General features: G+C 42.6%; 14 protein-coding genes. 5 read left to right on the top strand and 9 right to left on the bottom strand.

The features are described from left to right. Positions 1–8: 8 nt before the first annotated feature. The 4 genes from betA to argF all read left to right on the top strand — a co-directional run bounded on the left by betA (position 9) and on the right by argF (position 4,411). A complete protein-coding gene (gene betA, locus G8Y84_RS00070) occupies positions 9–1,703 on the top strand; it encodes a choline dehydrogenase (RefSeq protein WP_103159081.1) in 1,695 nt (564 codons plus the stop codon). Between the two features lie 330 nt (positions 1,704–2,033). After that, positions 2,034–2,681 (top strand): zinc ribbon domain-containing protein, encoded by a 648-nt coding sequence (locus G8Y84_RS00065; protein WP_037577127.1) that lies wholly within the window; start codon positions 2,034–2,036, stop codon positions 2,679–2,681. A gap of 24 nt (positions 2,682–2,705) precedes the next feature. Beyond that, entirely contained in the window at positions 2,706–3,155 is a 450-nt protein-coding gene (locus tag G8Y84_RS00060) for a DUF1801 domain-containing protein (RefSeq protein WP_107363994.1), read from the top strand. A 206-nt stretch (positions 3,156–3,361) separates the two neighbouring features. Next, positions 3,362–4,411 carry an ornithine carbamoyltransferase gene (argF, locus tag G8Y84_RS00055; protein WP_229717312.1) on the top strand — a complete coding sequence of 350 codons (1,050 nt, stop codon included), beginning with the start codon at positions 3,362–3,364 and terminating at the stop codon, positions 4,409–4,411. Positions 4,412–4,524: 113 nt separating this feature from the next. Here the strand turns inward: argF and hisIE are convergent, their stop codons facing one another. Genes hisIE through G8Y84_RS00010 form a run of 9 tightly spaced genes read right to left on the bottom strand, consistent with a single transcriptional unit; the run spans position 4,525 to position 11,428 of the window. Further along, positions 4,525–5,154 carry a bifunctional phosphoribosyl-AMP cyclohydrolase/phosphoribosyl-ATP diphosphatase HisIE gene (gene hisIE / locus G8Y84_RS11525; protein ID WP_105997037.1) on the bottom strand — a complete coding sequence of 210 codons (630 nt, stop codon included), beginning with the start codon at positions 5,152–5,154 and terminating at the stop codon, positions 4,525–4,527. Beyond that, positions 5,151–5,909, bottom strand: a complete 759-nt coding sequence (hisF, locus tag G8Y84_RS11520; RefSeq protein ID WP_105997036.1) for an imidazole glycerol phosphate synthase subunit HisF — start codon at positions 5,907–5,909, stop codon at positions 5,151–5,153. The genes hisIE and hisF overlap by 4 nt, the downstream gene beginning before the upstream one ends. Beyond that, positions 5,906–6,610, bottom strand: coding sequence for a 1-(5-phosphoribosyl)-5-((5-phosphoribosylamino)methylideneamino)imidazole-4-carboxamide isomerase (hisA, locus tag G8Y84_RS00040; protein WP_037577139.1), 705 nt, complete (start codon positions 6,608–6,610; stop codon positions 5,906–5,908). Before hisA ends, hisF begins: the two co-directional genes overlap by 4 nt. Further along, positions 6,603–7,178, bottom strand: coding sequence for an imidazole glycerol phosphate synthase subunit HisH (gene hisH / locus G8Y84_RS00035; RefSeq protein ID WP_103159075.1), 576 nt, complete (start codon positions 7,176–7,178; stop codon positions 6,603–6,605). The genes hisA and hisH overlap by 8 nt, the downstream gene beginning before the upstream one ends. Beyond that, positions 7,175–7,750 (bottom strand): imidazoleglycerol-phosphate dehydratase HisB, encoded by a 576-nt coding sequence (gene hisB / locus G8Y84_RS00030; RefSeq protein ID WP_037577145.1) that lies wholly within the window; start codon positions 7,748–7,750, stop codon positions 7,175–7,177. Before hisB ends, hisH begins: the two co-directional genes overlap by 4 nt. Further along, positions 7,734–8,744, bottom strand: a complete 1,011-nt coding sequence (locus G8Y84_RS00025; RefSeq protein ID WP_037577146.1) for a pyridoxal phosphate-dependent aminotransferase — start codon at positions 8,742–8,744, stop codon at positions 7,734–7,736. Before G8Y84_RS00025 ends, hisB begins: the two co-directional genes overlap by 17 nt. A gap of 5 nt (positions 8,745–8,749) precedes the next feature. Next, positions 8,750–10,000 carry a histidinol dehydrogenase gene (gene hisD, locus G8Y84_RS00020; protein WP_105965685.1) on the bottom strand — a complete coding sequence of 417 codons (1,251 nt, stop codon included), beginning with the start codon at positions 9,998–10,000 and terminating at the stop codon, positions 8,750–8,752. Further along, complete coding sequence (gene hisG, locus G8Y84_RS00015; RefSeq protein ID WP_165806026.1) at positions 9,990–10,604, bottom strand: ATP phosphoribosyltransferase; 615 nt, start codon at positions 10,602–10,604, stop codon at positions 9,990–9,992. Before hisG ends, hisD begins: the two co-directional genes overlap by 11 nt. Beyond that, complete coding sequence (locus G8Y84_RS00010; protein ID WP_136732106.1) at positions 10,601–11,428, bottom strand: ATP phosphoribosyltransferase regulatory subunit; 828 nt, start codon at positions 11,426–11,428, stop codon at positions 10,601–10,603. The genes hisG and G8Y84_RS00010 overlap by 4 nt, the downstream gene beginning before the upstream one ends. Positions 11,429–11,671: 243 nt before the next feature. Between G8Y84_RS00010 and deoC the strand changes: the two genes are divergently transcribed. Further along, positions 11,672–12,057, top strand: a 386-nt coding sequence (gene deoC, locus G8Y84_RS00005) for a deoxyribose-phosphate aldolase (protein WP_165806025.1), incomplete at its 3' end; no start/stop codon positions are given.

Genomic DNA, 12,057 nt, shown 5'->3' with positions numbered 1-12,057 from the left:
ATACGTTTATGAGCAAAGCATACGACAAAATGTATGATTACATCATTATCGGAGGCGGAAGTGCAGGTTCCGTTTTAGCGGCACGTTTAAGTGAAGATAAAGACAAAAAAGTTCTCGTATTAGAGGCAGGACGCAGTGACTATCCTTGGGACTTACTCATCCAAATGCCAGCTGCGTTAATGTATCCTTCTGGGAACCGTTTGTACGATTGGAAATATGAAACAGCTGAAGAACCTCATATGGGTGGCCGTAAAGTCTTCCATACACGCGGAAAAGTGCTTGGAGGTTCAAGTTCCATCAACGGTATGATTTATCAACGTGGGAACCCATTAGATTACGAAAAATGGGGCAAACCTGAAGGCATGGACACATGGGATTATGCGCATTGTCTTCCTTATTTCAAACGTTTAGAAACCGCATTTGGTGCGGATAAAGATGATCCAATTCGTGGTTTAAATGGACCAGTTAAATTACGTCGTGGCCCAGCGGATAATCCATTGTTCGAATCTTTCTTTAATGCCGCTGTTGATGCAGGTTATCATAAAACAAAAGACGTTAACGGCTACCGTCAAGAAGGTTTCGGACCGTTCGACAGTCAAATTCATAACGGCCGCCGTGTGTCAGCGTCACGCGCTTACTTACGTCCTGCGATGAAGCGTCCAAACTTAACTGTAAAAACACGTGCGTTTGTTGAAAAGCTTCATTTCGATGGCAACCGTGTCACAGGCGTGACTTTTAAACGTAACGGAAAACTTCATAAAGCACTTGCGCAAGAAGTCATTCTTTCAGGAGGCGCGATTAATACGCCGCAATTACTACAATTATCAGGTATTGGTGATGAGGAACATCTACGTTCTGTAGGCGTAGAGCCCCGTCTTCACTTGCCAGGTGTGGGTGAAAACTTTGAAGACCATTTAGAAGTTTACGTTCAACATAAATGTAAAGAGCCAGTATCAATGCAACCAAGTTTAAATAAATTCAAAATGCCATTTATCGGCTTAGAATGGTTAACACGCCGCACAGGTGCTGCCGCAAGTAACCACTTTGAAGGGGGCGGTTTCGTACGCTCTAACGACAAAGTAGAATATCCAAACTTGATGTTCCATTTCTTACCATTAGCGGTACGTTATGATGGACAAAAAGCACCGACGGCACATGGTTACCAAGTACACGTTGGACCGATGTATTCAAACTCTCGTGGCTATTTAAAAATTAAATCGACAAACCCATATGAAAAACCAGAATTTGTCTTTAACTACTTGTCGACACCAGAAGATAGACAAGAGTGGGTGGAAGCAATTCGCGTCGCACGTAATATCTTAAACCAACCGTCAATGGATAAATATAACGGTGGCGAAATTTCTCCAGGACCTTCTGTACAAACAGATGAAGAAATTTTAGATTGGGTGCGTCGTGATGCAGAAACAGCGTTACACCCGTCATGTAGTGCTAAAATGGGACCAGCCTCAGATCCAATGGCTGTTGTTGACCCATTAACAATGAAAGTTCACGGCATGGAAAACTTACGTGTCGTCGATGCATCTGTTATGCCAACGACAACAAACGGAAATATCCATGCACCTGTCTTAATGCTTGCGGAAAAAGCAGCTGACATTATTAAAGGCGTGAAACCATTAGCACCTGAACATGTGGATTACTATGTCCATGGTAAATCAGATCCAAAAGCAGGCGCAATTGAATAAAATAAGTGGAAAAGACTGAGGCAATCAATGTCTCAGTCTTTTTGGTATGTAGAAGACTAAATATGTATAGACATCTGCACAAAGTTTTAGTGAAGTATTGAAGTAAAGGAAATGTGGAAGAACGTGATATTGCCCATTATTGACGTAAAAGCATTAGGCGCTCATTTCTTAGCATATAACTCTGTTTTGAATATCCCATTTACTTTTAGGAATATTTATAAACTTTACATCAAGTTTACGCTAAAATCATGTTGAAGGGTTACAGTAATCTTGAAGACGATTTTAACTGAATAGTAACGGAGAACCCGATACATAGAGAGGAGGGGGACAGTGGTGCAATGTATGCATTGTCATAGACCGTTAGACGATGCGGATGCCTATTGTCGTTTTTGCGGTGCCCAACAAAAGATGTCTCGCCGTCAAAAACAGCCACAAAGCGCACATAGGAATGTATTCAAACGAATCGCTTTTTGGATGGGCATAGGCATTAGTATTGCAGCGAGTGCTATTCTTTTAGTTATGATGGCACGATGGATGTTCATATCTCCAACACATGCGGATGAAAATAAGACACAAATTCATCAAGTGAATACAAAAATTGATGTATTATCTCAAAACTTTAGTCAAGGTTTTATGAAACGTTCACAAACAGGGGCTTATGATGGGCTTCATGTCGGCATGTCTCGTCAAAGCGCTGAAAAAATGCTCGGTCGTCCAACGACACACACTGAAGTAAGCGGAGAAGATGTGACCGTTTACGGTAATGTGGGGATTCATTACGAGGATGATGCGATTTCGGATTTATTTATTATCCCACATCATGTGTCCAAAGAAGCATTTTTACGTGTGCATGGGGCACCAACGATTCAAAATGGCAATCATTGGTATTACGATGATTATGCGAATAATGAACATACGATTAATGTCACGATTGAAGGTCAACACATCAAAGCGATAGAAAATATTCCACAAATATAATGAACTGAGAACGTAGGTGAAACCATGCAACAAGAGATTGAACACTATATTCAACAAATCGATGAAGGACGACGTGCGGCATTTTTAAAATTGTATCAAACGATTGAGACGCACTTGCCGAAAGGGTTTGAAGCATGTATGCAATATGGAATGCCGACATTTGTCGTGCCGTTATCACGTTATCCTAAAGGGTATTTGAAAAAAGCTGAAGCGCTCCCGTTTATTTCTATTGCCGCACAAAAGAATTATATTGCGCTGTATCATATAGGGCTTTATGGAGACGATACATTGCTAAAATGGTTTCAAGCGCGGTATGCGCAAAAAGTGCCGACGAAGCTCAATATGGGAAAAAGTTGCGTCCGGTTTACGAATACAAAACATATCCCGTATGCATTAATTGGTGAATTATGTACGCGCATTACGGTGGACGATTGGATAGCGTATTATGAGTCACGTGATCAACACTTATGCTAATTGCGGTAAGAATGAGGGTTTGTAGCGTTACTTTAAAGACTGAAATGCATATTTGAATGTATAATAATAGGACTTTTAGCAAGAAATTAAGGCGAAAGCAGGTGATGCTTCGCTTTTTTTATGTCATAAAGTATTGACTTCTTTAATAGTTTAGGTATAATTATTCAACATACAGTATAAATATTATAAAAACTGTATAATTTCTCATAAGGGGACGTGATGAAGATGGGACGTACACAACTACTTTAAAACAAATTACTGACTTCAAAGGAAAGAGCTTTCTAAAAACAAGCGACTTTACAAAAGATGAACTCGAGACACTCATTGATTTTGCGATGGAACTGAAAGAGAAGAAACAACATCAGTTGCCGCATCCTTATTTGAAAGGGAAAAACATTGCGTTGCTTTTCGAAAAACCTTCCACACGTACAAGAGCCGCTTTTAGTGTGGCGGCAAAAGATTTAGGCGCCAATGTCGATGTTTATGGTGAAGGAGATTTTCATTTAGGTGTGAAAGAATCTATTGCCGATACCGCTAAAGTGTTTGGACGCATGTATGATGGCATTGAATTTAGAGGGTTCAAACAAGCCCACGTCGAAACATTAAGTGTCGCTTCAGGGGTACCCGTATGGAACGGCTTAACCAATGAATGGCATCCGACGCAAATGATTGCTGATTTTATGACGCTTAAGGAACATTTTGGGAAGTTAAAAAATAAAACCCTCACTTATGTAGGCGATGCCTCAAACAATGTCGCGCATGACTTGTTAGTGACAGGTGCAATTTTAGGCGTACATATCCATATTGCTGCACCATTATCGGCACAACCTGACGCCTCCGTACAGGAACTTGCACAACAGCTCGCTAAGCACAGTGGCGCAAACCTATGGATTACAGAAAATATTGAAGATGCGGTAAAACATACCGACGCCATTTACACAGATGTGTGGTTATCGATGGGGACCGACGACGCCGAATGGGAACAGCGTATTGAAGCGTTACTGCCTTATCAAGTGAATGGTGAGTTGTTAAACCTGACCCAAAATCCCAATGCGATCGTGATGCATTGCTTACCGGCATTTCATGACGTCGAAACATTCACAGCACAAAAAATACAAGCGCTTTACGGCCTCGAAGCGATGGAAATCACGGATGACGTTTTTCAAAGTGCACAATCGGTCGTATTTGAACAAGCAGAAAATCGTTTGCACTCCATCAAAGCTATCATCGCCGCCACATTAGGAGACGTTTTTTAAACAATATCATTGTAAATAGAGATAACAAAAACGCTTCAAACTCTAGGTTAAAAGAGTTTGAAGCGTTTTTGATGTTTTGAGGTGAAATAGGTCTTATCTAAAATGAAGTGACCTCACCATTTTTCAATATCGGCACGTTCACCTTTAAAGTTGTTTTTCGTTTGATGGCGTGCAGCCAGTTGCGCTTCGACATCGTCAATAGAAATCCCTTGTTCTTGCCATAAGACGGTCAAGTGATACAATAGGTCGGCGCTTTCTTCTATGAGTTCTGTACGGTTATCTTTCATCGCAGCGATAACGACTTCAAAGGCTTCTTCACCGAATTTCTTGGTGATTTTTTCCTTGCCTTCGGTCATGAGGTAGTGGGTATAAGAACCGGAGTCCTGTTCCTTGAGTCGCGTCGCAATGGAATGTTCTAACTGTTTCAGATGAAACGGCACAGGGGTGTCAAAACAACTTTGTGTTCCTTTATGGCAGGTTGGGCCTTCAGGATGTACCCATAAAAGCAAGGTGTCTTGATCACAATCTAGATGCATATCAACGACGCGTTGGACATGACCGGAAGACTCCCCTTTTTGCCATAAACGTTGTTTAGACCGTGAATAGAACCACGCAACGCCGGTCTCATTTGTTTTTTGAAAAGCGGCTTCATTCATATAACCTAACATGAGCACCTGTTGAGTATCGGCATCTTGTAATATGACAGGCAATAAGCCTTTTGAAAAATCAGGATGAAGTGTCATCGGACAGGGATCCCTCCTTTTTGAAGTTCGGTTTTAATGTCACGAATCGTCGTTTCTTTATCATGTAAAATACTAGCTGCGAGCCCAGCTGATACTGGGGTCTTTGTAAAAAGGTCTGTAAAGTGCGTCGCATGACCCCCGCCCCCAGAGGCAATGATAGGAATATTGACGCGACGTGCAATCTCGTTTAAATGATTCAAATCAAAGCCTTGTTTCATACCATCGAAAGCCATGCTAGTGACGAGGAGTTCACCGGCACCGAGGGCTTCTACTTCTTGGACCCAATCGTAAACACGTTTGTCGGTACGTTGTTTACCGCCATGTGTACAACAAACGAAATCATCGAGTTGCGGGTCATATTGACTATCAATTGCGATACAAATACACTGTTTACCAAATTTGTCACTCGCTTGACGAATGAGGTCAGGGTTTTTTAGGGCAGCGGAGTTGAGGGATACTTTATCTGCCCCGTGGTTTAAGAGCTGAGAGATATCTTCTAATGTAGAAATACCACCGCCTACTGTTAACGGAATAAATAATTGTTCTGCCGTTTGACGAATGACCTCAAGTGTTAAATCATGGCCTTCTTCAGTTTTGGAAATATCTAAAAAGACCAGTTCATCAGCCCCAGCGGCATTGTAATAGAGTGCGAGGTCGACCGGGTCACCAATATCACGTAACCCTTTAAATTGAACCCCCTTAACGACGCGACCTTCTTTAACATCGAGGCAAGGGATAATCCGTTTTTTAATCATGAGAGCCCCTCCCAAAATGCCGGTTGGTGTGCAGCTTTACCGACAATCGCCGCATGAACGCCGAGTTGTTCGAGTTGTTGAAGATCTTGATGATGGCGAATCCCTCCAGAAGCAATGATAGGGACGTCAATGGCATCGACCAACAATTTTGTCACCTCAAAGTTAGGGCCTGCCAACTTGCCATCTTTAGAAATGTCGGTATAAATGAGCCCCCCTATAGGAAAGGTCGCAATTTTTTTGGAGAATGCTATTAAATCAAGTTCCGTGGATTCAAGCCAACCGTTCACTTTAATTTGACGTTCAAATGCATCAACGGAGACATAAAGTTTCCCGGGAAATAAGGTGCTCATTTCTTGGAGCCAACCGATATTTTTTATCGCTTGTGTCCCGACAATGCAGTAATCGACACCCGCTGCAAAGTAGGCACGCAAAGTTGCTTCTGTGCGAATGCCACCGCCGACTTCGACAGGTTTGTCGGTACGTTGCACAAGCGTTTGAATGTACGTCGCTTCAGTGGCGTATTGGTTTTTCGCTCCGATGAGGTCGACGATATGAATGCGATCGACACAAGCAAATTGCGAGTAAAAGTCGAGGCTCTCCTCAGCGGTGCGTTGCATTTTTTCTGACGTCTCGTAGTGTCCTTCCGTTAATCTGACACTTTCACCATCGATAAGGTCGATAGCGGGCCAAAGTTTAATCATGTATCCAACCTCCTTTGAGCGCTTGTTTTAAAATAGCTAATCCTGCGTCTCCACTTTTTTCAGGGTGAAACTGAATACCCATTGTTGTCCCTTGTTGAATAATAGCTGGAATCGCTGTGCCGTAATCCGCATAGGCAACCACAACATCGGTCATTGGCGCCTGATAACTATGAATAAAGTAGACATCGTCTTTTAACGTTGAATCATCACTATACAAGTTATTCCATCCCAGGTGAGGCACCGTGTAGGGCGTTTGGATGGCTTCGATTTTTCCAGGAATGCGTCCAAGCCCACGAACGTCACCTTCTGCACTCCAGTCATACAGTAATTGCATACCAAGACATATCCCAATGATGGATTGAGGGGTCGTTTTTAAAAAGGAGTCGAGTTGTAACCGCTCCATCGTCTTCATCGCATCTTTAAAATGACCCACGCCCGGTAAAATAAGGGTCTCCGCTTGTTCAAGGGTAGTGACGTCTCGTGTTAATACGACGTCATACCCTAAATGTTCGACGGCACGTTTCACGTTCAACACGTTGCCAAGACCGTAATCGACAATAGCAATCATTCAATCACGCCCTTTGAAGAGGGGATACGGGACTCAGCAGAAGGAGTTAACGCTTCTTTTAACGCACGTGCGAATGCTTTAAAGAGTGCTTCGATTTCGTGATGCGTATTGCCTTGATGTAAAAGGTCGAGATGTACAGTTAAACGGGCATTGATGACGAGCGCTCTAAAAAATTCTTCGACGAGTTCAGTATCAAAGGTGCCAACTTTTTCTTTGCTTAATGTCGCATGGAACGAGAGATAGGGACGACCGCTAATATCGACGACCGCGCGTGCTAAAGATTCGTCCATTGGAATATATGCTGTACCGTAACGTTCAAAATAGGGTTCGGCTTTCGTTTTTTGTAAAATGAGTTGGCCTAACACAATGCCAATATCTTCTGTCGTGTGGTGATCATCTACCCACGTATCCCCATCGACATCGATATGAAGCTTTATGCCGCTATGAAAGCTAAAGAGTGTTAACATATGGTCTAAAAATCCTACACCCGTGGCGATGTGCGTCTCACCAGGAGTGTCGATTTCGATGGCGATTTTTGTTTCTTTCGTTTCACGTTCAATTTGATACGTCATAGTGTTCACTCCATTCTTTCACGAGAGATTCAAAGGTCGTCAAATCCTCCTCGGTAATAATAGAATAACGGACACAATCTCCCATCGGTTGTTCGGTCTCGCTATTATAAAATCGCGGTAGGAAGCCACGAGCTTTTACATAGTTTCCTAAATCTAAAGCCGCTCTGCCACGTGTCAGCACAAAATTCGTCTCGCTCGGATAGACCGTCATCCAAGGGGTCGCATACGTGTATAAAATATTTTTAAGACCTTCACTCAAGGTGCGTTGCTGTTGGATGAACGCACTTGTTTCTGTAGGATGCGCAAAGAGGTGACGTCCGACTGCTAACGTGAAGCCACTCATCGGATACGGATGTTCGAGCTGTTTGACAATCTCGATAGTTGACGGTGTGCCAATGAGTACCCCTAAACGCAAACCTGCAATCGCAAACGCTTTAGACAATGTGCGCATACGAAGCAAATAATCGTTTGCTTTCATTTGAAGGGGGTTGGAAAATTCGACATACGCTTCATCGACCACCAAATAGCCTCCATATTCGGTCACCGCCTCAAGAATTTGTGCCACCTCTTTTTCATTAAAACGATGGCCTGTTGGATTGTGTGGATTACTAAAAATAAAGAAACTCGGGCGTACTTCATGAATGCGATCAATAATGTCTTCGATGACAAAAGTTAAATCCTCACGCGCATCCACATAAGCGATGGGCCGTTGAACTTGACGGGCATAGTCTTGATACATGAAAAAGTCAGGATGCAAAGTCAGACATGGCCCTTTAGGCATCGTCAACATTAACTTTTGAATAAGGTCATCCGACCCATTCCCAATACAGATTTGATGTTCTGATAAATCACCATAATAGTGCGCATACGCTTGTTTAAACCGTTCGTACGCTTCATCAGGGTATAGATGATAGGCACATTGGTCTAATAGTTCATGTAACGTTGAGCGTGATAACGGTTGAAGCGGGCTTTCATTTTTATCCATATGAATCATGTCTGTCACCTCTGTTTTCGTATAGTTAGCGAATGTTGGTGGTTATAGAGCGCTTCTTCTTGAGCGATACGCATCGCCGCTTTTGCGGTTTGTTGATACGTCTTTTCAAACAGTTGAATGACGGTATGTTTCGTTAAAAAGTCGTTAACGCTTAAACCATGTTGAAAGCGCGCGGTGCCATTTGTAGGAAGCACGTGGCTTGGGCCAGCGATGTAATCTCCAATCGCTTCAGGCGCATAACGTCCGAGAAACAGACTGCCTACATAAGAGATATAAGGGACATAATGTTCAGGTGAAGCTGTTTGGATAGACGCATGTTCCGGTGCAATCGCGTTCATCACGGCGCAACTTTCTTCAAAGTTAGCAGTATGAATTAAATAATGGTGATGCGCCAAACTTTCTTGAATGATGGCACTGCGCTCAGTTTGCGAAGCGATGGATTGAATGTTCTGCGCGAGCCGCTTTAAAAGTTCCTCATCTTCTGAAATGACAAATGTGCGTGCCATTTCATCATGTTCAGCTTGGGCCAATACATCATAAGTGACGTCCTCTAAACGACATGTTTCATCGATGATAAGGGCGATTTCGCTCGGACCGGCAATTTGATCAATGCCCACGTCACCGTAGACATATTTTTTAGCATAAGCGACATATTGATTGCCGGGACCGACAATTTTATCGACTTTTGGAATCGTTTCAGTCCCGTAAGCGAGAGCAGCAATGCTTTGGGCACCCCCAACTTGAAACACTTGGGTCACGCCAGCGATATAACAGGCGGCTAGCACACTTTTGGCAATGCCTTCTTTTTGAGGAGGCGTCACGACAATAATGTCATTGACCCCCGCCACTTTCGCAAGCGTTGCAGTCATTAAGACGGTAGAAGGATAGCTCGCTTTACCGCCAGGTACATAAATACCGACACGATTTAATGGACGATAAACTTCGTAAATTTCAGACGTTGCATCGCCATCCTGATAACGAATACTTGTTTGATAACGTGTGATGCGTTCGTGACTGAGTTCTAGTGCTTTGCGCAAATCTGCATCTAATGTCTCGTAAGCGTGTTGGAGATCAGTGTTTGGCACGTGCCAATGCGTCGGGACGATGCCATCAAATTGCGCGGTATAATCTTGTAGCGCAACATCCCCCTCACATTTCACACGTTCACATATCGTCGCCACAGCGTCATGGATGTGGGCATTAAATGAAGTTGTCGTTTTCAGTTGTTGTAAAAATGATTGTCCATTACGTATCAATGAGTGACACCCCCAACATTTGAATAAATGTATCGATTTCTTGTGAAGCCGTAAAAAAACTTTGGCGATTGGTGATGAGTTGTGCTTGAACATCTGAAATATGTTCTTTTTCAACAAGGCCATTCGATTTTAATGTATGCCCAGTTTGGACAATATCGACAATGCCATCGACCATGCCGATGACACAAGCCAATTCGATGGAGCCAGAAAGTTCAATCATTGCCACATCACGTCCCGTTTGTTTAAAATAGTCCGACGCCGCTTTAGGATAAGACGTAGCAATCTTTTGGTAAGTGGTTGTCTCTTCAAACGCTGCAACGGCTAAATGACAGTGGCCAAAAGGGAGGGCCAACAGTTGATTCACATCATAGGAGGCTTCATTTAAAATGTCGCTCCCTGTAATACCAATATCGGCATTGCCTTGTTCGACATATTTAGGTACGTCTGGGCCTTTGACAAATAAGAAAAGATAGCGGTCAGTGGTTAATTGGAGCGCACGCCTACGATTGGAAAGTTGGGAGGCAAGTGCCGCATTGTCATGATTTTCGAGATATTCAATGAAACTTTTAAGTAAACGTCCTTTGGCTAATGCAACGGTAATCATTCTGTGGCCTCCTTTGTATTTAATGTTAATCCCAGTCCGAATCCTTCAAGTGTGCCCTTATAGTCGCCACCTGAAAGGATTTTTCCACTCGACAAATATATTTTAATAAACGTCCCTTTATAATAAGAACGTGGGGGTTGTGGAGTAATATCTAAATGGATATGCGCCACTCCTTGTTGATGGAGAAACGTTTCCCAGCGTGATAAACTCTGTAAAATTTTATGATCTTGCGGAAATAAAGTGTGTAGTTGTGCCAATTGCGCATCTGTAGGCGTACTTAACAGCTGAATAAGTGGATGCGAGACGCCTAATTGTGCTTTTAAGGCTGAAATATTACGTTGGCCTAGTAACTCCAACAGCGCTGGATCCTTTGCTTGTGTGCCTAAAAGCAGTTCTATCAATTCGAAATGACCGATGACGGCAAAATCGAGTGACTCTTGTAGGGTCGTTTCGATATAGGATTTGAAAAATTGGTAGGCATGTTGCACCGTTTGAATCGTGGGGTCATAACATTCTAAGCCGAGTTGGAGTGCTACATTTTGATGTCGGGCGATGGGACCACTATAAGCAAGCATAGAATGTTCGCGTTGATAAATAGAGTAATAGCGCATCAGTTGATCCGTAAAATCATTACGTAATGCGTATACATGATCGTCGCTTTGCCACATTGAACGCTCAGTCATTTGTTTGAGGTCATCGGGAGATAACTGTGTCCATGTGAGTGTTTCAATGAAATCTGTCTCAATAAGGGCAAAACCTTGTTGCTGTGCTTGTTGTAAAAACTCAAGTTCTTGTTGTTTACGTAAAATTGTGGGATTTTCCATAGTCATCGCCTCGCTTTTATTCTCTACCAAGTTAAAGTGTTTTTCGAAAGATGTATCCATACTAGCACGTCATTCATTTAAATTCAATGATTTTTCTGAAAAATAAAAATAATTAGAGATTTAAAGCACATAAAGAGGAGATTTATGGAAGCGTAGTGGGATTCCTAGAGTATAATTAATCGTTTTTTGGTTGTTCGCATTGTATAATGAGAAACGAATAGGAAAGAAAAAGGAGCATTCAAAATGAATTTTGAAAAATATATTGATCACACATTATTAAAACCTGAATCGACACGCGACCAAATTGATCGCATTATCGACGAAGCAAAAACCTATCATTTTAAATCCATTTGTATTAACCCAACACACGTGGCTTATGCCCATGACAAGTTAGCGGACTCAGACGTTCTTGTTTGTACCGTGATTGGTTTCCCACTCGGCGCATCGACGAAAGAAGTCAAAGCGTTCGAAACGAAAAACGCCATTGAGAATGGGGCTGATGAAATCGATATGGTCATTAACATTGGCGCCTTGAAAGACGGGCGTTACGACGACGTTCAAGCCGACATTGCTGCGGTAGTGGAAGCGGCCCAAGGGAAAACAGTCAAAGTGATTATCGAAACGGTCTT

The organism is Staphylococcus sp. 11511212 (genome assembly GCF_011394755.1).
GTDB lineage: Bacteria > Bacillota > Bacilli > Staphylococcales > Staphylococcaceae > Staphylococcus > Staphylococcus chromogenes.
Note: the sequence above shows the minus strand (reverse complement) of the source record. Positions and strands in the feature narration are given on the sequence as shown.